The organism is Erwinia mallotivora, from assembly GCF_000590885.1.
Taxonomy (GTDB): Bacteria; Pseudomonadota; Gammaproteobacteria; order Enterobacterales; family Enterobacteriaceae; genus Erwinia; species Erwinia mallotivora.
Map to the genome: position 1 here is coordinate 180687 of NZ_JFHN01000075.1, position 22945 is coordinate 203631.

Genomic DNA, 22945 nt, shown 5'->3' on the forward strand with positions numbered 1-22945 from the left:
ACCATTACTGACAAATAAGCCCGGTTGGCGGGAGGGAGCGACCAGCCCTTCCGCACTCTCTGCCGGACCACGCCATCCATAGCGGATCTCTTCAGGTTATTCGCGCCCTGCCCCGCCTCTCAGTGAGCTCCACAAGGTCACTTCTGTTGTAATCAACATAAGATGATATAGTGATGATAATCAACCTGACTCATATACTTCAGATGGATCTCGTTATGTTTCAAAAGATGTTAATTAAGGTGAGGGATAAATCCGTGCAGTCTGAACAAGAACCACAATCATTTGTTGAAAAATTGCATCGGTTAAGAAGGGATATTCCCCCTTCTGAGATCAAAGAACTCATCCTGGACAGTGAAAAATACTATCTCGATAATCCAGACGTTAAAGAATCCGGTATGTGTGCCGTCGGGCATTTCTTTGACTATGGTGAGAAAGAAGGCCGCACCTTTCACATTCCTCAATTACGTCATAAAAAAACGTATACTGCTGAAAAAACCCATAAAAAAACAATTTATTCCACATTACCTCTCAACAGTGGAACAAATTTATACAGAGCCATATTTCCCGGCGAAAATGATAAAAACTGCATATTTAATCATGCAGGCAGCGCTTTGAAAGAAACGCTGGAAAGTATATTCACTGCTGATGAAGTTATTTTTATTCGTCCAAATTACGACCCTCTGACCGTATTCCTGATGACTCTCTGCCGCAAAACAGGTGTTACTGTCACGCTGGACATCGACGATTTAATGCTGCCTGAATTTGTTGCCAGCCAGGGTACTGTTCGTTCAAATGATACCGATGCAGGCTGGCTTGAAAAAATACTGATATGCGACTCTTCATTGTTATTACTTGCTGACAAAATAGTCTGCTCAACCCCACTGCTGGTTGAAATATATAAAAAATCTCACAATAATGTTTTATTACGTAGAAATAAATTACCCAAACGATTTTTCTCAGAAAACCAGATAAATAAAAAAGAGAAAAATGGGCCATTAAAAATCCTCTACCTTTCAGGTACTAAAACCCACGTCATGGACTTCAGTATCATATCTGGCGTGATGATGAAGCTTGCACAAACTCGCGATGATTTTGAAATAACATTTCTTGGGAAAACCGGGAATTATGCCAATACGCTGAAGGCTGCGGGTGCATCAGTACAACAAATCGACATTGTCAGTTTTGCAGAAATGATGACCATTATTTCACATCATGATGTTGTTTTAGTTCCTCTTGAAGATACTGTTTTCAATAACGCAAAATCCAATATTAAATTTATTGAGGCGGCCGCATGTGGTGTCCCCATTATCGCCTCGCCTGCGAGTGAGTTTTCTCAGTTTATCAAACACGGCGTCAACGGCTGGATATGTCACAGCACGGATGAATGGTATAATTGTATCGCCAGCCTGGCCCATGACAGAGACGCGGCGATTAACGCTGGCCTGGCAGCCCACCATACCAGCCTGACGGAGCTGTCCCTGTGAAAAATAAAGAACTGTATCCTGAATTTACCCTGATTATCGTTCCCGCCGCTGATGACCGTGAAACAGGCGATAAAATCAGGCGTTTCTTTTATGATGCTTATGCTGATGCCGTCAGCCATAAAACAGATTTATTTATTATCACCCGAGAGCATGATCTCTGTGAAAATCATTATGTTGACTGTGCACTGGCGGTCAGACCTGACAATGTTTTAATTTATGGTCTGGAAAATGATGTTTATTTTCATGGCATTGAAAATCTCAACCAGCTGATCGACATCTCCAGCGCCGTGGTGCGTATGGAAATTCAGACAGTGGCATGGACACCATCAGAGGCCTGAGCCTTTTTATCACGCCCTGAAAATCAGCCAAAGCTGAGGAAGCTCTCAACGCTTTTTCTTCTTAAGCAGGAATTTCACCAGGCTTCAGAAATCGGACTCAACATGGATAATCCGGGTGACGGATGTTCGATGACGACATCTGAACAAATAAAACCGCTCATCCGGGTTCTGCCCCCGCAGATTATCAACCAGCACATCATTGACACCGACCTTAAGGCTGTTATCCTTCGCTGCCATGTTTTTTAAGGCCGCGCCGTTGCTGTGAGTACCCGCTCAGTGATGCTGACATTAAGTGAAAAAAGCTGACAAAATTCTTCATCAGCCGGGCGAAATGCCTCGCGTCAGGTGGCACAATAATCAACCGTTTTTTCAGCAACCAGAAACCTCATGTGGGTCCACCTTCAGAAGCTGGCAAAACGTTGTTCAGCACGATCAGACCGTCATTCAGCCGTCAGGCAGGGCAATACGCCTGAATAAACGGATCTGGCAACGGAAAAACCATGTCGGGCTGCATACCATAGCTCATTGAAATTCCATCAAAATCAGAGGGGAACCTTTTGCAAGGTCAAACACTCCAAGACTTCGTCATTGACAAAATCGACGATTTGAAAGGCCAGGATATCGTTGCTGTTAACGTGCAGGGCAAATCCAGTATCACCGACTGCATGATTATCTGCACCGGCACATCAACCCGTCATGTGGCTTCCATTGCCGACCACGTTGTACAGCAATCCCGGGCAGCAGGCCTGAAGCCTATGTCGGTTGACAGTAAAATCTCCACCGACTGGGTAGTGGTGGATCTCGGTGACGTGATTGTCCATGTAATGCAGGAAGAGAGCCGTCGTCTGTACGAGCTCGAAAAACTCTGGAGTTAACAGGTGAAGTTGCAGTTGGTTGCAGTCGGCACCAAAATGCCGGACTGGGTGCAAACCGGGTTTATGGAGTATCTGCGCCGTTTTCCCAAAGATATGCCCCTTGAGCTGAGCGAAGTTCCCGCCGGTAAACGGGGGAAAAATGCTGATATAAAACGCATTCTTGAAAAAGAAGGTGAAATGATGCTCAGCACCGTGGGTAAAGGCAATCGCATCGTCACTCTGGATATTCCGGGCCAGCCGTGGGAAACCCCACAACTTGCCTGTCAGCTGGAGCGCTGGAAACAGGATGGTCGCGATGTCAGTCTGTTGATTGGTGGGCCGGAAGGCCTCTCTCCCGCCTGCAAAGCGGCGGCGGAGCAAAGCTGGTCACTCTCTGCCCTGACGCTGCCCCATCCGCTTGTCAGGGTACTGGTCGCCGAGAGTCTGTACCGGGCATGGAGCATCACAGCTAACCATCCCTATCATCGTGAATAACGCATAAACATACGGATACCCTGAAACAGCGGATGAAATTACAGCGCAATTTTTTTCGTGACTACACAGCCGAACAGGCACTGTTCGTTCGCCGGGCGCTGGTCGCTTTTCTGGGCATTTTTTTGCTTTCCATAATTCTGGTGGTCAATCTCTATCACCTGCAAATTATTCGTTATAACGATTACACCACCCGTTCGAATGTCAACCGCATCAAGCTGGTTCCGGTTGCGCCAAGTCGCGGTATTATTTATGACCGCAACGGTATCCCTCTGGCGCTGAACCGCACCATCTGGCAGATTGAACTGGTGCCAGATAAGGTCGAAAACCTCGAAAAAACGCTGCTGGCACTGCGTCCGATTGTTAATCTCAGCGACGAAGATTTGATTGCGTTCGAAAAGGAACGCAAGCGCTCACGTCGTTTCACCTCCATTCCGGTCAAAACCGGACTGAACGAAGAACAGGTTGCCCGATTCGCCGTTAATCAGTACGCCTTTCCTGGCGTGGAGGTTAAAGGTTATCAACGTCGCTACTATCCCTATAATTCTGCTCTGACTCACGTGCTGGGTTATGTTTCGAAGATTAATGACCGCGATGTTGAACGTCTGAATAAAGAAGGCAGGCTGCCGGACTACGCTGCAACGCACGACATTGGCAAGCTGGGAATTGAACGTTATTACGAAGATATCCTGCACGGTAAGCCTGGCTATGAAGAGGTAGAGGTGAATAATCGTGGCCGGGTGATCCGCCAGCTGCATGAGCAACCGCCTCAGGCCGGCCAGGATATCTGGCTGACTATCGATCTCAAATTACAGCAGTATATTGAAACGCTGCTGGCAGGCAGCCGTGCTGCGGTTGTGGTCACCGACCCACGCAACGGCGATGTTCTCGCCATGGTTTCCATGCCAAGCTACGATCCAAACCTGTTTATCGACGGTATCAGTAGCAAGGACTATAACTCGCTGCTTAACGATCCTAATCGACCGCTGATCAACCGCGCCACCCAGGGCGCTTATCCTCCGGCCTCTACCGTCAAACCCTACATTGCCGTCTCGGCGCTCTCTGCGGGGGTGATTAACAAAAATACCAGCCTGTTTGATCCGGGCTGGTGGCAGTTACCCGGTACGGAGAAACGCTTTCGCGACTGGAAGCACTGGGGACATGGACGCCTGAATGTCACTAAATCGCTGGAAGAATCGGCGGATACTTTTTTCTATCAGGTCGCCTATGACATGGGGATCGATCGCCTGGCGGAATGGATGAGCAAATTTGGCTACGGCCACCTCTCCGGTATCGACCTGACCGAAGAGACACCGGGTAATATGCCTACCCGTGAATGGAAAATGAAACGTTTCAAAAAGCCGTGGTATCAGGGGGATACCATCCCGGTTGGCATCGGTCAGGGCTACTGGACAGCCACGCCATTACAAATGAACAAAGCGATGATGATCCTGATTAACGATGGCATCATCAAAACCCCTCATCTGATGGCTTCAACCAGAGTCAATAATGTTCAGGTGCCCTGGCGCCAGCAGGAACTGAAACCGGTGGCCGATATTCACTCTGGCTACTGGGAGATTGCCAAAGACGGTATGTATGGCGTTGCCAACCGACCAAACGGCACTGCCCGTAAAAGCTTTGCGGATGCACCCTACAAGATTGCGGCGAAATCCGGTACGGCCCAGGTTTTTGGCCTTAAAGCTAATGAAACCTACAACGCCCATAAAGTGGCAGAGCTACTGCGCGACCACAAGCTGATGACCGCGTTTGCGCCTTTTGATAATCCCCGCGTGGCGGTCAGCATTATCCTTGAGAACGGTGGCGCTGGTCCGGCTGTCGGCACCATCACGCGACAAATCCTCGACCATATTATGCTTGGGGATAACAATACCAACCTGCCGGATGCGGCACCGGTGCCATCCGGCTATGAAGGTGAATAACCATGAATGACCGTCATCAGAAACGCACCATCTGGACCCGAATTCATGTCGATCCAACGTTTTTTATTCTGATTGCCGCCCTGCTGGTCTACAGCTCGCTGGTTATATGGAGCGCCAGTGGCCAGGATCCCGGCATGATGGAGCGCAAACTGGGACAAATTGCCATGGGCACGGTGGTGATGCTGGTTATGGCGCAGATCCCCCCCAGAGTTTACGAAGGCTGGGCGCCCTTTCTGTATATTTTTTGTGTCGTGTTACTGATTGCGGTCGATGCGTTTGGCCATATCAGTAAAGGTGCACAGCGCTGGCTGGATCTGGGCGTGGTACGTTTTCAGCCTTCGGAGATTGCAAAAATTGCCGTGCCGCTGATGGTTGCCCGTTTTATCAACCGCGATGTCTGTCCGCCCACGCTGAAGAATACCGCTATTGCCCTGGTACTGATATTTATGCCCACCCTGCTGGTGGCGGCCCAACCCGATTTGGGAACGGCGATCCTGATCGCCGCAAGCGGACTGTTCGTGCTGTTCCTGTCAGGCATGAGCTGGCGACTGATTTTGATAGCCATTTTGCTGGTCGGGGCTTTTATTCCGATACTCTGGTTCTTCCTGATGCATGATTACCAACGCAACCGGGTGATGATGCTGCTCGATCCGGAAACCGATCCCTTAGGTGCGGGTTACCATATTATTCAGTCGAAAATCGCCATCGGCTCTGGCGGTCTTCGTGGCAAAGGCTGGCTGCACGGAACGCAGTCGCAGCTTGAATTCCTGCCAGAACGCCATACTGACTTCATCTTTGCCGTGTTGGCCGAAGAGCTGGGGTTAGTCGGCGTGCTGATTTTGCTGGCTCTCTATGTGCTGTTAATTATGCGTGGCCTGATGATGGCAGCCAGAGCACAAACCACCTTTGGCCGGGTCATGGCCGGTGGATTAATGCTAATCTTCTTTGTCTATGTTTTTGTCAATATTGGCATGGTAAGCGGTATTCTGCCGGTGGTGGGCGTTCCGCTACCGCTGGTCAGCTATGGCGGTTCTGCGCTGATTGTACTGATGGCCGGTTTTGGCATAATCATGTCAATTCACACTCATCGAAAACTGTTATCGAAAAGCGTTTAAGAGGCTTGAACATGCGTAAGGACTGGCTCTGGATTGGCCTGGCTACAGCTCTGCTGGCAGCCTGTAGCACCACTGAACAACAGGCACCGGCTCCGCAGCAGCCAGCATATAATGGCCCGGTAGTGGAGATTGGCGGTGCTGAGCCGCGTTATGAACCGCTGGCGGCGGGAGCAAATCAGGATTACAGCGTTAACGGCAAAAAGTACCGCATTGTTAAAGACCCTTCCAACTTCAGCGAAACAGGTCTGGCAACCTGGTATGGTGATGAGGCCAAAGGTAATCGCACCGCTACAGGTGAACAATTTGATCCGGAAGCCCTGACCGCTGCTCACCCTACATTGCCCATTCCAGGCTATGTTCGCGTCACGAACCTGGCTAATGGTCGCCAGCTGGTGGTGCGGATCAACGATCGTGGCCCCTACACCCCAGGGCGCATTATCGATCTGTCAAAAGCAGCGGGCGATCGCCTGAATATTTCCAACAATACCCGGGTTAAAGTGGACTATATCAGCGTGGCACCAGATGGTTCGCTGTCTGGTCCGGGTACTGTTGGCACCCGGGTTGCCAAACAAAGCTACGCGTTGCCGCCGCGCCCGGATATCGGCGGGGGCATGGTGGTAATGGGCGCAGGCGCAGGAGCAGCCACCGCATCCGCACAGAGTCAAACCGTGACGCCTGTCGCCAGCCAGCCACAGGAGGAGGCAGAATCACACCCTGTCGATAATCGCAGCCTGAGTAGCGACGGCGGCATCGGCGCGCCGGTTAACAGCAACGGTTTCCTCGGTGCGCCACAGCCGCTGCGCAATGGTGTACTGGAAGGCAGTGAACCTGCGCCCGTGAGCACGCCTGCCGCCGCTGCGGTTGCTGCGGTTGCTACGCCTGCGGCGACAGCCCCGGCGGCCGCTTCTGCTCCTTCCACCTCAAGTGCAGCGACCAACTGGACGGTACAGGTTGGTGCCGTTAGCGATCCCGCTCGCGCCCATCAGCTACTTAACACACTGAGCAAAAAGTTTGGTGTGCCGGGTTCGGTGGAAAATCACAACAATGTCTGGCGCGTTCAGCTTGGGCATTTCCGTTCACGTCAGCAGGCCAGCACATTGCAACAGCGTCTGTCCAGCGAGGCGAACCAGTCATCATTTATTACGGTTGCTTCTGACAAAATGTAATACTGCCCGGCATCCTTCCGTGCCCTTCAGGCTGGGCCGATAAAGACGGATGCCGGACAGGACTGCTTTTGCTATAGTGAGTCACTTTTTTTTAACTAACCACGGATGTTGTCGTCCTGAACATGAACACTCTGACCTCCCCCCAACTGCTCAAACGTCTGACGGCAGCTTCACTGATTGCCCTCAGCCTGACCACCTTTGCTTACGCCGACGACGTGAACATTAAAACAATGATCCCCGGCGTGCCTGACATTGATGCTGAAGCCTATGTGCTAATCGACTATAACTCCGGCAAAGTTCTGGCAGAGAAAAATGCCGATGCCCGCCGCGATCCGGCCAGTCTGACCAAAATGATGACCAGCTATGTTATTGGTCAGGCTGTAAAAGCAGGAAAAATCCATCAGGAAGATATGGTCACCGTTGGAAAAGACGCCTGGGCTACGGGTAATCCGGTATTCAAGGGCTCTTCGCTGATGTTCCTGAAGCCTGGCGATCGTGTTCCGGTATCGCAGCTGACCAGGGGGATCGTACTGCAATCAGGTAACGATGCCTGTGTGGCCATGGCCGATTACGTAGCAGGCAGCCAGGATGCGTTCGTCGGTCTGATGAACAACTATGTCAAAGCTATTGGTTTGCAAAACACCCATTTCCAGACCGTTCATGGTCTGGATGCTGATGGTCAGTACAGTTCTGCACGCGATATGGCGCTGATTGGTCAGGCGTTGATCCGCGATGTGCCTGATGAATATGCGGTTTATAAAGAGAAAGAGTTTACCTTCAACAATATCCGTCAGCTGAACCGTAATGGCCTGCTGTGGGATACCAGCTTGCAGGTGGATGGTATCAAAACCGGTCACACCGACGCCGCCGGCTATAATCTGGTTGCCTCCGCAACTGAAGGCCAGATGCGCCTGATTTCGGCAGTGATGGGCGGACATACTTACAAAGGCCGCGAAACCGAAAGCAAAAAGCTGCTGACCTGGGGTTTCCGTTTCTTTGAAACCGTCGCACCACTTAAAGCGGGTAAAGAGTTTGCCTCTGAACCCGTCTGGTTTGGCAACAGCGATCGCGTACAGCTGGGTGTGGAAAAAGATCTCTACCTGACAATTCCCCGTGGACGGATGAAAGATCTGAAAGCCAGCTATACCCTGACCAATACCGAACTGCATGCGCCGTTGGCTAAAAATCAGGTTGTGGGTTCGATCAACTTCCAACTGGACGGTAAAACGATTGAGCAGCACCCACTGGTCGTGCTCAATGAAGTACAGGAAGGCGGTTTTGTTGGCCGTATCATTGATTACATCAAACTGATGTTCCACCACTGGTTTGGATAATCCCACCGCCCTGTCGCGCTTGATTTCGCTCTGAATGCGCCCCATATTGAACTGATATCCAGGCTCCCGCTGCGGCGGGAGTCCTTGTTTTAGCGTTACCGGAGAATGTATGAAAACCAATCTTAAAGAACTGCTCGAATTCCCCACGCCATTTACATATAAAGTCATGGGGCTGGCACAGCCGGAGCTGGTTGATCAGGTGGTTGAAGTTGTTCAACGTCACGCACCGGGTGACTACTCTCCGGAGGTCAAGCCCAGCAGTAAAGGCAACTACCACTCAGTTTCAATCACCATCACTGCCACCCATATTGAACAGGTTGAAATCCTGTATGAAGAGTTGGGTAATATTGAAATCGTGCGGATGGTTCTGTAAATGTCCGACTGACCGGAGCGACAGGTTGTCGCCCGTAGTCAGTGTCTTATTCCCTTCTCTCTTTACAGCGGACTGCGGGTTTTGAACGAGGAAACGTTATTGATCCGTCAGCTGGGCACTCAGCCCTGGGCTGATGTCTCTCAGGCTATGCACAGCTTTACCGATACGCGTTGCCAGTCCACGCCTGATGAAATCTGGCTGGTGGAGCACCCGCCGGTATTTACTCAGGGCCAGGCCGGAAAGGCAGAGCATCTGCTGATGACCGGAGATATCCCGGTGATGCAGAGCGATCGTGGCGGTCAGGTGACCTATCACGGGCCGGGCCAGCAGGTGATGTATGTGATGATCGATATCCGGCGACGAAAAATCGGTGTCAGGCAGCTGGTGACCGCCATCGAACAAACGGTTGTTGATACACTCGCTCACTTTGGGGTGATTGCGATGGCGAGGCCAGATGCGCCGGGGGTATACGTCAGTGATAAAAAAATCTGTTCGCTCGGCCTGAGAATTCGCCAGGGATGCTCATTTCACGGACTGGCGCTGAATGTTGATATGGATCTGGCCCCCTTTCAGCGGATAAATCCCTGTGGTTATGTCGGTATGACAATGACGCAACTCAGTGCATTTTCCCCCGGCGTACAGACAGCTGATGTGCAGCCACTGCTGGTGGAAAATTTTGCCCGACAGCTGCAAATCACAGCGGTCAGCTGGCTACAACAATCATTGCTGCCATGAAGATGGTCTGCCCGTGCGGATTTACAATTGCGTCACATTTTATCTCGTCGGCTGGCTGCAAGTCGCTCGCTGCAATGATATAATTTTTGCGCTTTTATCAAAAAAAGTTTAAGGCCAGTGCCTTATACGGTTAAAAAACTCTTTGCATTTTTTGCGACTGTCACAGCGCATGCCAACCTGGAACCTGCAAGATTATGAGTAAACCCATTCAGATGGAACGCGGCGTAAAATACCGTGATGCAGATAAAATGGCCCTGATCCCGGTGAAAACCGTGGTGACTGAACGCACGGAGATTTTGCGTAAGCCGGAGTGGATGAAAATCAAGCTCCCGGCCGACTCCAGCCGCATACAGGGCATTAAAGCTGCCATGCGTAAGAATGGCCTGCATTCCGTCTGTGAAGAGGCATCCTGTCCCAACCTTGCAGAGTGTTTTAATCACGGCACCGCCACCTTTATGATTCTGGGAGCCATTTGTACCCGACGCTGCCCGTTTTGCGATGTGGCACATGGTCGTCCTGTGGCTCCTGATGCCGGTGAACCGGAAAAACTGGCGCAGACTATCTCCGATATGCGTCTGCGTTATGTGGTGATCACCTCCGTGGACCGCGATGATTTACGTGATGGGGGTGCGCAGCACTTTGCAGACTGTATCAGCGCTATTCGCGAGAAAAATCCAACCATCAAAATTGAGACACTGGTTCCGGATTTCCGTGGAAGGATGGATCGTGCGCTTGATATCCTGAATGCCACGCCGCCTGACGTATTCAATCATAATCTTGAAAACGTGCCGCGCGTTTATCGTCAGGTACGCCCCGGGGCGAACTATGAATGGTCGCTGAAACTGCTGGAGCGCTTTAAAGAAGCTCACCCGGAGATCCCAACTAAATCGGGTTTGATGGTCGGACTGGGTGAAACCAATGCTGAAATTATTGAAGTGATGCGCGACCTGCGGCGTCATGGTGTAACCATGCTGACCCTGGGACAGTATTTACAGCCGAGCCGCCATCACCTGCCGGTGCAACGCTATGTCAGCCCCGCTGAATTTGATGAGATGAAAGCAGCGGCAATGGAAATGGGCTTTACTCATGCCGCCTGTGGGCCGTTTGTCCGTTCTTCTTACCATGCAGATATGCAGGCCAAAGGTCTGGAAGTGAAATAACTGACTGGCTTAAAACCCGGGTCGGTTACACTTTTTTACAGACACAAAAAACGGATGACGCAGTCATCCGTTTTTTCTGCACAGCAAAAAGATTATTCTTTGTGAGCAACCTGCTCTGCGGGCTTATCTTCATTAGCTGGCGTTTTTTTGGCGGAAGTGTCGTCATCACTCATGGCTTTCTTAAAGCCTTTGATCGCTGAGCCCAAATCGCCACCGAGAGAACGCAACTTATTGGTTCCGAACAGCAGGACAATCAGAGCACCGATGATCAGCAGCTTGGCAATACTGATACCTTCCATACGCACCTTCTTTTTTCATCTGACCAATGACAAGGCCAATAACAGTAATCCGTATTAACGCGTAGATCACCGGTCAATACAACCGTAATCTGTAACAGAGTAATATCTGCACAAAGCAGTGCTGAATGATAGCAGATAAAACGCTGCTGGAAAGCGTGGAATCGCACCACCAATATTATTTGTCCAGTTCCGGACGGGAAAAACGCAGATTATCCAGGACGGGCAGCTGTCTGCGTGCATCAGCAATACGTGAAGGATCCAAATCAGCGAAGATCAGCGCAGGGCCTTCAGCCGCTTTAGCAATAGCCACCCCTAATGGATCAACGATGAGACTGTTACCAATATTACGTGGCCCACATTCGCCAACGCCCACCAGATAGCAGGTATTCTCCAGCGCACGAGCCGTAACCAGCAGTTCCCAGTGCATCTCTTTCAGAGGCCCTTTCACCCAGGCCGCAGGTAACACCAGTACATCGGCACCATCCATTACCAGACGACGAGCCAGCTCAGGGAAACGCACGTCATAGCAGGTCATCAGCCCGATTTTCATCCCGGCAACCATCAGTATCGGCGGAACAACGTTACCTGCCATAACGTTTCGGGACTCCTGCATGGCGAAGGCATCGTATAGATGCAGCTTATCGTAGCGACCGACAATTTCTCCGTTGCGGATGGCAACCAGCACATTCAGCGCTTTGCCGTTGCTGGCCGGTACATGCACGGTCATGATTGTGGTCAGGTTATTTCCCCTGCTGGCCGCGCAGATTTTAGTCATGAAAGGACCATCAAGCGGCTGAGCCGCCTTCACTGCCCAGTCCGCATCGGCAATATCACGAGCCAGCACGGCCTCGGGCAGCACCAGTAAATCGGCATCACCAGCCAGAGCCTTTGCCATTAACGACATGATCGTCCCGGCGTTATCCAGCCACTCGCGACTGACAGCAAACTGCCCTGCTGCAACTTTCATCTGAAGGCTCCTTTCATTTATTGCAGAACATTCTTTCATTTGCCTGGAACGGTGGTATTTCCCGTGCATCGATCTCAGGCACTACTGCGGCATTGAAATGGTCAGTCGGCTGATTAAGACTGGCTGAGGTTTTTAATCAGGTAGCGCGGTGATTCACTGTAACCTTCACGGGCATAAAACAGATTAGCTTTGATACGCCGTTCGTGACAATGTACCTCCATCCGGTCACATCCTCGTTTTCGCGCCAACGCTTCAGCGTATTGCAACAGCTGCTGCCCGGCACCTTTACTCCTTTCTCCCTCGGCAATACAAAAGTAGCTGATGCGCGCAAAATCACCGGCAAGTGCCAGCTGTGGAATGAAGTGTAGCGACAGAAAACCCAGCACGGTGTCCCCCTGCTCCGCTACCAGTAGCTGTTCAGTCTGATCATGGATCAATTGCGCAAGGCGCTGCTCAATAAAACTTTCGGTGTTTTCGTAGCCCAGCTCAGTCAACAATGCACTCAGGGCAAAATTGTCCCGGATATGCGCCAGCCGAATATTCATCATTTTCCTCCGCGTTTCAGGCAGCCCTGGGGCACAATCAGTTAACAGGGCCAGCAAGGCATCTTTAACAGGTTATTGTTACCACCCCAGGACAGTTTTCATCGTAAAGGCTTCTAAGCCACGGTTCTGACATCATTCTTTTCAGGTTTAATGTTACCTTAATAAAGTCAGGCCAAACTCCCTGAGTCAACGTCTCAGAGAGAAGAAAAATGAATATCTTTCCCAAATCTCCTTGTGAAGTGATCGCCACTTCGATCACTATTCTGGCAGTGGTACTCTGGCTTGACCAATTTTTCTCACGCTGATTACCAGCACGGTGCATGAGAAAGCAGAATCAGGGGCAAAAAAAAACCCGCCATTCGGCGGGTTTTTAAAATTCTGTCTGATAACTTAAATAGCGGCAACGTTAGCAGCAGATGGGCCTTTGGCACCGTTGGTGATTTCGAACTCTACGCGCTGACCTTCAGCCAGAGTTTTGAAACCGTTGCTCTGGATGGCAGAGAAGTGTACGAACACGTCTTTGCTACCATCTTCAGGAGTAATGAAACCGAATCCTTTGGACTCATTAAACCACTTAACGCTACCTTTAATCTTAGACATCTATATTACCTTTACATGAAAAATGGACACTAAACTGTGTCGTTAGCTAGTACAGCAATTGCCGAGGCTTTTGTCCAGTAGCCAGCAATGAAAAAGTGATAAATATCGCTTTTTCGTTAGCTGACATCAAAAATTGTGCCTTTTATTGCCGCTAAAACTGCCAGCGGAACCAGGCGAAATAGACGTTGCCGTTATTGTACGTACCTGGAATATAGGTCATCTGGAAAGTAGCCTTACTGTAACCGATTGATGCAAGAGGCAACACCGCAGGCACAGGAATATACTTCCAGTTATCACGAGCAGTAACACCTGCTGTGTAGCCCAGCCCCAGACGGAAGTTCTGATCATTCAAAGGACGCCAGATTTTCTCCCAGCCAAAACCGGTGAACGGTTCCCACTTATTGAAAGAATCCTTGAAGACCATCGCATACAATCCGTTCCAGTTGCCTTTTTCATCAAAGCGCGACAGGCCAACCCCAGCCCCCCAGGGACGCTCATTATAGCGATCGGTTTTTTCTCTGTCGTAGGTCCAGCGGTTATGCCAGGTAATGGCAGGCACATACAGGTCGTAGCCCTGTGGCTCGTTCCAAGTCGTGCTGACTTTATCGCTGAATGACTGCCAGGTCGAAGTAAGAGCCGAACCCAGCGTCTGAGCCTGTGCCACCTCAGTTGTCGATATTCCGACGGACAGTGCCGCCATAAGTAAAGAGAATCTGATTAGCTTCACAATAAATACACCAGGTGTTGTTTCAAAATGCGCATCAGCCGCAATGAAATGTTTAAAATATAATGTTAAAGCGCGAGCATTATAGTCATTTACTTTAAACAATTCATGAATAAAGAAAAGGTTATGAAAAAAAACCTGTTTTTTTGCCCCGGAAGTTAATCTGACCTGTACATCTTTAAAAAAACATTTTTCAAATCAATAAATCGCAGCATTAAACCCTGAAAAATCAATTTTTATCTTTTCAACCCGTTGAAGAGAAATGATAAAAATGACATCAATCACATTTTTATAACATCTGATACATTTCGTTCTTAGAAATGAAATAAATTAAAAAAAGAAAACAATTTTTATCGTTAATCAATACCAGCCGGGGTAACAGATGTTGATTAATCTTTCTTAATCATGCCGTTATCTGTAACCCTGGCCGGATATAAATGATTAACAATATTTATCGATCATCGGTTGATTTTTGGTAAGATTACTCTAAATCAGGAGCGATAAAGGAAGGAGTACCGGCGTGAGAATACGTTGCTGGCGATGCGGGCACACAAGGATAATTTTTACCACACAGGGTGACAGATTTGGCGATCATCATGGGGCAGTATGTGCCAGTTGCAATAAGCCGATCACATTAAAAGATTGCCTCTTTACTGCTGACCAGAGTAAAGGCAGAAAGGAAAATAACACGTTTACCTCTATTCAGGATGCCACAATTCACAACTCAATTATGGCGGCATTACTTTCCCATCGTAATGATGAGAGTTAGTTACGCCGCCTGGTCACTCAGAACAAAATTTTGAAAACGCCCGTGATTGTTAACAGACCGACAATAAAGATGATGGCGATAATCCACAGAATAATTTTCATTCTCTTTTCCTGAAATATAAGTAATACTTCACATTTATCAGATGACTAAAGAAATGTAAGTATAGGAGAAAATTTTCATTCTGCTGTCGTCACTCGATGATGATTGTACATTACGGGAATTTTCGACAAGGCTTTCAGGCAGAAGAGTGTTCATCGGCAGGCAAAGGGGGCGTATCAGGTTCAGACTGGCTATCACGCTGATGACGGCGGCTGACCAGAAAAACGGGCATTGCCAGAAATAAAAGCAGGCTACCCGATACGCCACACACCAACATGCTGGCCATACCCGCTACCCCCGCCCCTACTGTCAGGCCCGCCACAACCAGCGACAGAATAAAAAAGAAGAACAGCGTCAGGCTGACAGGCAGAATATTGGTGATATCCATATCGCTGAGCGCCATTTTCACTGGTTTTACGGCACGCCTCTCCGCTTCCTGCTCTGCCCTGATCGTCATCTTCACCATTTCCAGGTCGACGCAGGGCAGAATAAAATCCTCCACAGGCTGGGAATGGTACAGCTCGTCAAAAACCCGACTGATAGGCGGGAAAGTCATTGGCCAGGTCGCACTGTGCACACCATAAGTGCTGAGTGCTGGCAGAGTAATACGCGGCCACTGTACCACCTGCAAATAGCGATCGTTGAATACCACCCAACTCTGCCGTATTGCCCCTTTGTTGACGTGATAGAGCCGGAACCTGTCGGCAGGCGGATAGTTGAGATAGCTCACCCGCGCGGTGATGAAAGGGATATCGCGCTGACGGCAATAGTTGACGCGGCTTTGCCCCTGAGCGGCCAGCAGTACGCCCAGTGAGGCCACGAAATAGAAAGAGGTATTTTCTGCGGCAAAAGGGCCGTTAAGATGCTCGATCAGACGCGTTTCACTGTTGGCATTGAGATGTTCAGGCCACCAGCGCCAGCTGCGACCAATCACCCGACCTGTAGGAACACGAAATACACCCAGCGGCTCCGTTTCTGTTGGCAACAAAGCAAAGGGAAAAATTTTACTGAAAAAGGTCAGTGCATCATCCGGGCCATCCCACTCACCGCTGGCTTCAAGGCCATGAAGGTTCGCAGTTAATTCACCCCAGCCAGTTTTACCCAGAATATCAATCTGATATTTGGTTTCTGCCAGACGTTCACCCAGACGCAGGATCGCCTGAGGAATATCCTTCAGCGACAGCTCAGGTACGTCCGGGACAGCCTCAGTTTGTTCACTTTCCATACTGCAAATTCCTCAAACAGTTCAATAAAACCTTATGAATTAAACCGCTTAACGCACAGAGCGTTTAATGAGGGCAGAAAGTCGTCCTGTCCACACCCAAAATGTAGCAAATTTGCCGAGGCAGAGGCTTTATTTTTAATGGCGAAAAAAATTTGGCTTTAGTAAAAAAAATTAAAATATATCAATGCAATAGTATACTTGCAGAACATATTTTTAAGCAACTACTACTGCTTATCTGAAGATCAAAGCGAAACCGATGGCAGGGGGATTTTTATAGAATGAACTGGTAATAGCCTGCCGGAACAAATCATCCTGTCCCGACAGTCATCAGGCAGTATTTACAACATGGCCTGTAATGCGAGACAACCCAACAGGCCACTGACGGCAATGATGGTCTCAAGCACGGACCAGGATCGCAGCGTTTCACCAATGGTCAGATTAAAATACTCTTTAAACAGCCAGAAGCCGGGGTCATTAACATGCGAGAAAATAACGCTGCCTGAACCTACGGCAATCACCATCAGCTCAGGGCTTACACCGGTGGTCGCGATGATCGGCGCAACGATCCCACCTGCTGTGATAGCCGCCACGGTGGCAGAACCCAGAGCAATTCTTAATGCAGCAGCAATCGACCAGGCCATCAGAATGGGTGACACCGCGCTGCCTTCCATCAACCCGGCAATATATTTATCCACGCCGCCATCAACCAGCACCTGTTTGAACGCCCCCCCACCACCGATAATCAACAACATCATCGCGATGATTTTAATAGAGTCGGTCAGGGTAGCCATCACCTGATCCATCGTGCGACCACGATTCAGACCAAAAGTGAAAAGTGCAATCAATACCGCAATCAATGTGGCCATAATCGGATCGCCAAAAAATTCGGCATAGGGCAGCAGTGCATGCCCCGTTGGCAGAACCATTTCGGCGATTGCGCGCACAGCCATCAGGATCACGGGCACCAGTGAAGTCCAGACGCTGACAGCAAAACTGGGCATCTCGGCGTCGCTGAATTTTTTCGGGTTGTAGAGTCCTTCAGGCACAGGCTTGTCGATACCTTTCAGGAACCGGGCATAAACGGGGCCGGCCAGGATCACCGTTGGGACGGCCAGTATGGTGCCAAATAACAGTGTTTTTCCCATATCCGCATGGAACAGCGTAGCAATTGCTGTCGGACCGGGATGAGGCGGTAAGAATCCATGCGTCACAGACAGCGCTGCGGCCATCGGTACGCCAACAAACAGCAGTGGCACACGCGCCGCCGCCGCAATGCTCAGAACCAGCGGCAGCATCAATACGAAGCCGACCTCATAGAACAGCGCAAAGCCGACGGTAAAGCCTGTCAGCACCACCGCCCACTGAATGTATTGTTTACCAAACTTCGCGATTAAGGTGACCGCAATGCGTTGTGCACCGCCACAATCTGCCAGTAGCTTGCCCAACATGGCACCAAAGCCCATGATCAGAGCAAGGCTTCCCAGCGTCCCCCCCACTCCGGCCTTAATTGAGCCGATGACTTTATTCACTGGCATTCCCTGCATCACGCCCACTGCCAGCGCCACAAGAATAAGCGCAATAAAGCCGTTAAGTTTAAAACGGATCATCAGTAGCAGTAGCAGCACTACACCAATCGCAACAATGACTAATGGCATATCATCTTCTCCGGTGAAGGCACAGTCTGACCCAGACTGAAAACGGTATCATTTTTCACCCAACAGGTTTGGTAACGCGGGCAATTGGGCACAGGTGATTTTTTATTCAGTGTTACCGGGAACATGTTAACGGTAACACTGGGAGCCGGAAATGGTCTGGAGCTGGGGAATTTACATTTTGAGATGAGGATCAAAATTTTGAAACAACCGTAACATCGTCGCTACCAGGGATAGCCAACCTCACGTTTTACCTGCTCAACTGGCGTGACTGCCAGCCAGTGACAATATTGCGGAATGCGGCTGCGATCGAGTGACTGAGGATCGATGGCCTGATAGCTCCCCTCACGCAGGGGGAACTTTGAAAAATAGTTGTACGTATGTACAGCATGAATATGGTAAGTCATTGCATCCAGAGCCTGGTCGAGGTCACATTCCACATCCAGAATGCGCTCACGACCGTGACGCAGCATTTGCCGGTAATTTTCATTGGCGGCAATTTCAGCGGCATACATGGTACTCACTCCTCGATACCAGCCCGGCCATTTACCCCAGTTTGCGCGGTCCCGACTGAACTCCTCCAACAATATCTGACACCAGTAAATCTGACGGCGCAAAAAAGGCAGCATAATCTCTGTCGGGGCCAGCAAAGAGTGACCGCATCCAAAACGATAATGATGCTCAACGCCGTGCCGCTGACAGAAGCGCAGCATCTTTTGTCGAAAATCCTCGTCATAATGATAAAGCCCGCGGCCAAAAACCGGAAAACTGGGACGGAAATCGGCAAGATGCCGGGTAAGAAAAACATCCGCATCCGTGCGCAGCAGGAAATCATACTGTCTGGCAACAGCATCAACAGGCTCGCCAGAAAGACAGCCTATTGAATTAAAGTAGCGATAATTTTCAAAGGGCGAACCTGCCACTGCGGTGGGCATACGCGGCACCAGAATAATGCCGGGATCGTTGGGCAGATACTTCTCACAGTGTGGATGGTGTACGACCAGTAAATCACTCTGCCGGTAACAACCACTGTAAATCCAGCTTTTATACAACCAGCTGAACTCCTCCAGCATGGCTGAAGAAAAATCAACATAAACCATCACAGCCAGTGTTTTAGCGCTGTTATGACGAGAATTTCTGACATCCATATCATCTTCCTCTCTGTCCATTTTTGTTCGACGGCAATGACTGCCTGCGGTCCTGTCCCTGGCAATCAGCCAGTGCTATATCACCACGCCGTGATAGCGAACTGAAAGAGTCCTCACAACCAAAGGGGTTTAACCATGATCTCCGACAACAAAAAGCGATAAAAACAATTCAAAATGTAACAAATGAATTCAGTAAGCGTCGAAATATGCCTGGCTGTTTTAACATTGACAAAAGTTCAAACAGTAAATTATTTACCAATGAAACCACCTACCCTCCAATAACAAAAACCACAGCAATTTATAAAAAATAAAACCAAACAAAAACATTATCACAACAAAAATAACCACTCGTTCGAATTCATTTTCAATTCATCCTGCTGCAATGAAAAAATGTTATATAAAATATTGAGCATATAAAATTTAACCATATCACTATGATCTCAAAGCCAATCAACATTGACTGGTATCGCCGCATTTCAATGCCCTTCCGGCTAAAATAAACATAACTTTCACATGTAAGCATCATTAACCACAAAAGAATTAACAGTATCAACCAACTGATTAACGGCACGATGAAACAATTCATCGCAAATATTGATGCTGTTACAGGTCAGTTCAACATTACTGTTACTACTCCTTCTCCTGAACTGGTGTTAGGATCACGCCTTTAATGGAATACCGATTTGCTACGGGCTGCTTGTGCCGCCTGTTACTGGCTATCGGTCAATAATAAGAAGCAATGTATGTCTGACAGAGGTAAGCAATGTTTGGATTAGATGCGTTCCACCTGGCAAGGATACAGTTCGCGTTTACCGTCTCCTTCCACATTATTTTCCCGGCCATCACCATTGGCCTGGCCAGCTTTCTGGCCGTGCTGGAAGGTCTGTGGCTGAAAACCAGAAATGAGGACTATCGCGACCTCTACCATTTCTGGTCAAAAATCTTTGCCGTCAACTTCGGTATGGGAGTGGTTTCCGGTCTGGTGATGGCTTATCAGTTTGGCACCAACTGGAGCGGTTTTTCGCAGTTTGCAGGCAGCATTACTGGGCCGCTGCTGACCTATGAGGTGTTGACCGCATTTTTCCTTGAGGCGGGTTTCCTCGGCGTGATGCTGTTTGGCTGGAACCGCGTAGGCCCCGGCCTGCACTTCTTCGCCACCTGTATGGTGGCGCTGGGCACTATTATCTCGACCTTCTGGATTCTGGCGTCCAACAGCTGGATGCAGACCCCGCAGGGCTACGCTATTGAGAACGGCATCGTTGTTCCGGTCGACTGGCTGAAGATTGTCTTCAACCCCTCTTTTCCGTTCCGGTTGTTGCACATGTCCACCGCTGCCTTTCTGGCCAGCGCTTTCTTTGTGGGTGCCTCTGCCGCATGGCATCTGCTGCGCAAAAATGATACCCCGGCAATTCGCAAAATGTTGTCAATGGCGCTGTGGATGGCGCTGATTGTTTCCCCCATTCAGGCAATGCTCGGCGATGCTCACGGTCTGAACACCCTGGAACACCAGCCGGCAAAAATCGCGGCCATCGAGGGGCACTGGGAGAACCCGCCGGGTGAACCCACGCCGCTGATCCTGTTTGGCCTCCCCGATATGGCAGCAGAGAAAACCCGATATGCGCTGGAGATCCCGATGCTGGGTAGCCTGATCCTGACTCACAGTCTGGATAAACAGGTCCCGGCGCTGAAGACATTCCCGAAAGAGGATCGCCCGGATTCCACCATCATTTTCTGGTCTTTTCGCATCATGGCGGGCCTTGGTATGCTGATGGTGCTACTGGGGGTGATCAGCCTGTGGCTGCGCCTGCGCAAACGGATGTACAGCTCCCGGCCATTTTTGTGGTTCACCCTGTTGATGGGCCCCTCGGGGTTGATTGCCATCCTTGCAGGCTGGTTCACCACGGAAATTGGTCGTCAGCCCTGGGTGGTCTACGGTCTGCTGCGTACAAAAGATGCGGTCTCTGCACATGGTGAGATGCATATGAGTATCAGCCTGATCGCCTTCATCGTGGTCTATATGTCGGTCTTCGGCGTGGGCTATACCTACCTGTTTAATCTGATTAAAAAAGGCCCACGCTCCGGCGAAGGCGATCATACTGGTGATGGCGGTCCCGGCACCTCGCACACCCCTTCACGTCCCCTGTCTGCCGTACAGGAAAAACTGAACGCTGGGGAGGATAAATAACATGGGTATCGATCTCTCAATTATCTGGTTCACCATCATCGTTTTTTCGACGTTGATGTACATCGTGATGGACGGATTCGACCTGGGTATTGGCATTCTGTTTCCGTTCAATAAGGATGCCACCGAGCGCGATATGATGGTAAACACCGTCGCGCCGGTCTGGGACGGTAACGAAACCTGGCTGGTACTGGGCGGCGCGGCACTGTACGGCGCTTTTCCGCTGGCCTATGCGGTGATTACTGATGCACTGGCGGTGCCGCTGACCATTATGCTGATAGGTCTGATTTTTCGTGGCGTGGCCTTTGAGTTTCGTTTTAAAGCCACCGAGCAGCACCGGCCATTCTGGGATAAGTCGTTCATCGTTGGCTCCTGGATGGCGACCTTCAGTCAGGGCGTGGTGCTGGGCGCGTTCATCAACGGTTTCGAGGTCACCAAACGCACCTGGAGTGGTCCGGCTTTGGGCTGGCTGACGCCTTTCTCGCTGTTCTGTGGTTTTGGTTTAGTGGTGGCATATGCTCTGCTGGGCAGTAGCTGGCTGATTATGAAAACCGAACATGCGCTGCACCGTAAAATGACCGCCCTGACGAAACCTCTGCTGCTGACGCTGCTGGTGATCATCGCGGTGGTCAGTATCTGGACTCCGCTGACGCATACCGACATCATGCACCGCTGGTTTACTCTGCCAAACCTGTTCTGGTTTTTACCGGTGCCGATTCTGGTACTGCTGTCAGCATGGGGATTGCTGCGTGCGCTACGACGTCATGCGCACTACTTGCCATTTCTGCTGACGCTGGCACTGGTATTCCTTGGTTTTACCGGTCTTGGCATCAGCGTCTGGCCGAATATCATTCCGCCCAATATCACCATCTGGCAGGCCGCCTCGCCCCCCCAGAGTCAGGGCTTTATGCTGGTGGGTGGCTTGCTGATTATTCCGGTGATCCTGGTCTACACCTTCTGGAGCTACTACGTTTTCCGCGGAAAAATCAAACCGGATGAAGGCTATCACTGACGGAACGGGCCGACAGGCCCGTTAACTGATACTAAGTGCACAAACAGATCGGCAGGAGAAGAGGATGAGAGTACAAAATCAGACTCAGCAGGACGGTAAATCCCCGGCGTGGCAACGTATTCTGTGGATGGTGGCAATTTACATCGCCAGCGTTATGGCGCTGGGGGTGGTGGCCACCCTGTTTCGGATGATGATGACCGCCGCAGGCATGAAGTCGCACTGAAAGGGCCGCCAGCGTAAAGGCCAGTCATACTTTTATACACAACCGCAGCGGTAAGCTGGCCGTAATCGTCTACGCTTTAAGTTCATTTATCAGGAAATCATGCCATCAGAAGGAGTCAGTATGAGTCTGTCAGATAAAGCGAAAGACAAAGCCGAAGAAGCCCTGGGTATCGGTCAGGAAGAGTTTGGAAAAGCCGTTGAATCTCCGGAGCATGAGTTCAAAGGCCGTGTGCGCCAGAAAGCCGCCCGCGCATCCTACGCGGTGGATGACGCACTGGACTGCGTGAAGAGTAAAACCCAGGATTCGCCATTCGTTTCACTGGCGATTGCCGCTGGCGTTGGCTTCCTCGCTGCGAAGATTTTAGGCCGTCGTTAACCGCAACGCCCTGTCTTAAAACCAGGCCGGATTTCCGGCCTTTTTTGTTGCCGTTTTACCCTCCGGCCGCCGCTGCGGCAATCACCCGCCTCCACCCTCAACCGTTGCCGGCAGATGACAAAATTGTCATTTTC

General features: G+C 50.2%; 24 protein-coding genes. 15 read left to right on the forward strand and 9 right to left on the reverse strand.

Going from position 1 to position 22945, the window contains the following annotated elements; genetic code table 11:
- Window positions 1-215: 215 nt before the first annotated feature.
- The 11 genes from BG55_RS20935 to lipA all read left to right on the forward strand — a co-directional run bounded on the left by BG55_RS20935 (window position 216) and on the right by lipA (window position 10991).
- Entirely contained in the window at window positions 216-1484 is a 1269-nt protein-coding gene (locus BG55_RS20935) for a glycosyltransferase (RefSeq protein WP_034941707.1), read from the forward strand.
- The gene (locus BG55_RS20940) at window positions 1481-1822 is read left to right on the forward strand and encodes a hypothetical protein (protein ID WP_034941709.1); all 342 of its coding nucleotides are present in this window, start codon (window positions 1481-1483) and stop codon (window positions 1820-1822) included. Before BG55_RS20935 ends, BG55_RS20940 begins: the two co-directional genes overlap by 4 nt.
- Before the next feature lie 557 nt (window positions 1823-2379).
- The gene (gene rsfS, locus BG55_RS20950) at window positions 2380-2697 is read left to right on the forward strand and encodes a ribosome silencing factor (protein WP_034941712.1); all 318 of its coding nucleotides are present in this window, start codon (window positions 2380-2382) and stop codon (window positions 2695-2697) included.
- Between the two features lie 3 nt (window positions 2698-2700).
- The gene (rlmH, locus tag BG55_RS20955; protein ID WP_034941715.1) at window positions 2701-3171 is read left to right on the forward strand and encodes a 23S rRNA (pseudouridine(1915)-N(3))-methyltransferase RlmH; all 471 of its coding nucleotides are present in this window, start codon (window positions 2701-2703) and stop codon (window positions 3169-3171) included.
- 32 nt (window positions 3172-3203) lie between these two features.
- Window positions 3204-5108, forward strand: coding sequence for a peptidoglycan DD-transpeptidase MrdA (gene mrdA / locus BG55_RS20960; RefSeq protein WP_034941717.1), 1905 nt, complete (start codon window positions 3204-3206; stop codon window positions 5106-5108).
- 2 nt (window positions 5109-5110) lie between these two features.
- Window positions 5111-6223 carry a peptidoglycan glycosyltransferase MrdB gene (mrdB, locus tag BG55_RS20965; RefSeq protein WP_034941720.1) on the forward strand — a complete coding sequence of 371 codons (1113 nt, stop codon included), beginning with the start codon at window positions 5111-5113 and terminating at the stop codon, window positions 6221-6223.
- Window positions 6224-6234: 11 nt separating this feature from the next.
- Window positions 6235-7389: an endolytic peptidoglycan transglycosylase RlpA gene (rlpA, locus tag BG55_RS20970; RefSeq protein WP_034941721.1), complete on the forward strand. Its 1155-nt coding sequence runs from the start codon at window positions 6235-6237 to the stop codon at window positions 7387-7389.
- A 122-nt stretch (window positions 7390-7511) separates the two neighbouring features.
- Window positions 7512-8723, forward strand: coding sequence for a D-alanyl-D-alanine carboxypeptidase DacA (gene dacA, locus BG55_RS20975; protein WP_034941724.1), 1212 nt, complete (start codon window positions 7512-7514; stop codon window positions 8721-8723).
- 109 nt (window positions 8724-8832) lie between these two features.
- The gene (gene ybeD, locus BG55_RS20980; RefSeq protein WP_034941727.1) at window positions 8833-9096 is read left to right on the forward strand and encodes a DUF493 family protein YbeD; all 264 of its coding nucleotides are present in this window, start codon (window positions 8833-8835) and stop codon (window positions 9094-9096) included.
- 81 nt (window positions 9097-9177) lie between these two features.
- Window positions 9178-9831 carry a lipoyl(octanoyl) transferase LipB gene (lipB, locus tag BG55_RS20985; protein WP_034941728.1) on the forward strand — a complete coding sequence of 218 codons (654 nt, stop codon included), beginning with the start codon at window positions 9178-9180 and terminating at the stop codon, window positions 9829-9831.
- A gap of 194 nt (window positions 9832-10025) precedes the next feature.
- The gene (gene lipA / locus BG55_RS20990) at window positions 10026-10991 is read left to right on the forward strand and encodes a lipoyl synthase (RefSeq protein WP_034941731.1); all 966 of its coding nucleotides are present in this window, start codon (window positions 10026-10028) and stop codon (window positions 10989-10991) included.
- A 92-nt stretch (window positions 10992-11083) separates the two neighbouring features.
- Here lipA and tatE read toward each other — a convergent pair whose 3' ends face one another.
- The 9 genes from tatE to BG55_RS21030 all read right to left on the reverse strand — a co-directional run bounded on the left by tatE (window position 11084) and on the right by BG55_RS21030 (window position 19019).
- Window positions 11084-11290 (reverse strand): twin-arginine translocase subunit TatE, encoded by a 207-nt coding sequence (gene tatE, locus BG55_RS20995; RefSeq protein ID WP_034941733.1) that lies wholly within the window; start codon window positions 11288-11290, stop codon window positions 11084-11086.
- 175 nt (window positions 11291-11465) lie between these two features.
- A complete protein-coding gene (locus tag BG55_RS21000) occupies window positions 11466-12257 on the reverse strand; it encodes a deaminated glutathione amidase (RefSeq protein ID WP_034941736.1) in 792 nt (263 codons plus the stop codon).
- 113 nt (window positions 12258-12370) lie between these two features.
- On the reverse strand, window positions 12371-12802 hold the full coding sequence (locus tag BG55_RS21005) for a GNAT family N-acetyltransferase (protein ID WP_034941739.1): 432 nt from the start codon (window positions 12800-12802) through the stop codon (window positions 12371-12373).
- Window positions 12803-13192: 390 nt separating this feature from the next.
- Window positions 13193-13402 (reverse strand): transcription antiterminator/RNA stability regulator CspE, encoded by a 210-nt coding sequence (gene cspE, locus BG55_RS21010; protein WP_004156612.1) that lies wholly within the window; start codon window positions 13400-13402, stop codon window positions 13193-13195.
- 151 nt (window positions 13403-13553) lie between these two features.
- Entirely contained in the window at window positions 13554-14102 is a 549-nt protein-coding gene (pagP, locus tag BG55_RS21015; protein WP_034941890.1) for a lipid IV(A) palmitoyltransferase PagP, read from the reverse strand.
- 810 nt (window positions 14103-14912) lie between these two features.
- Window positions 14913-14996, reverse strand: coding sequence for a small membrane protein YohP (locus BG55_RS23600; protein ID WP_446681973.1), 84 nt, complete (start codon window positions 14994-14996; stop codon window positions 14913-14915).
- A gap of 134 nt (window positions 14997-15130) precedes the next feature.
- Window positions 15131-16219 (reverse strand): hypothetical protein, encoded by a 1089-nt coding sequence (locus tag BG55_RS21020; protein ID WP_052018973.1) that lies wholly within the window; start codon window positions 16217-16219, stop codon window positions 15131-15133.
- Between the two features lie 338 nt (window positions 16220-16557).
- Window positions 16558-17874: a gluconate transporter gene (gntT, locus tag BG55_RS21025; protein WP_034941742.1), complete on the reverse strand. Its 1317-nt coding sequence runs from the start codon at window positions 17872-17874 to the stop codon at window positions 16558-16560.
- Between the two features lie 221 nt (window positions 17875-18095).
- Window positions 18096-19019, reverse strand: coding sequence for a DUF7164 domain-containing protein (locus tag BG55_RS21030; RefSeq protein WP_034941743.1), 924 nt, complete (start codon window positions 19017-19019; stop codon window positions 18096-18098).
- 763 nt (window positions 19020-19782) lie between these two features.
- Here BG55_RS21030 and BG55_RS21035 point away from each other — a divergent pair.
- The 4 genes from BG55_RS21035 (at window position 19783) to BG55_RS21045 (ending at window position 22811) form a co-directional block, all read left to right on the forward strand.
- Window positions 19783-21204: a cytochrome ubiquinol oxidase subunit I gene (locus BG55_RS21035; RefSeq protein ID WP_034941746.1), complete on the forward strand. Its 1422-nt coding sequence runs from the start codon at window positions 19783-19785 to the stop codon at window positions 21202-21204.
- A gap of 1 nt (window position 21205) precedes the next feature.
- Complete coding sequence (gene cydB / locus BG55_RS21040; protein ID WP_034941747.1) at window positions 21206-22213, forward strand: cytochrome d ubiquinol oxidase subunit II; 1008 nt, start codon at window positions 21206-21208, stop codon at window positions 22211-22213.
- A gap of 64 nt (window positions 22214-22277) precedes the next feature.
- The gene (locus tag BG55_RS22180; RefSeq protein ID WP_071995071.1) at window positions 22278-22436 is read left to right on the forward strand and encodes a DUF2474 domain-containing protein; all 159 of its coding nucleotides are present in this window, start codon (window positions 22278-22280) and stop codon (window positions 22434-22436) included.
- A 120-nt stretch (window positions 22437-22556) separates the two neighbouring features.
- Window positions 22557-22811, forward strand: a complete 255-nt coding sequence (locus BG55_RS21045) for a hypothetical protein (RefSeq protein WP_034941752.1) — start codon at window positions 22557-22559, stop codon at window positions 22809-22811.
- Window positions 22812-22945: the final 134 nt, after the last annotated feature.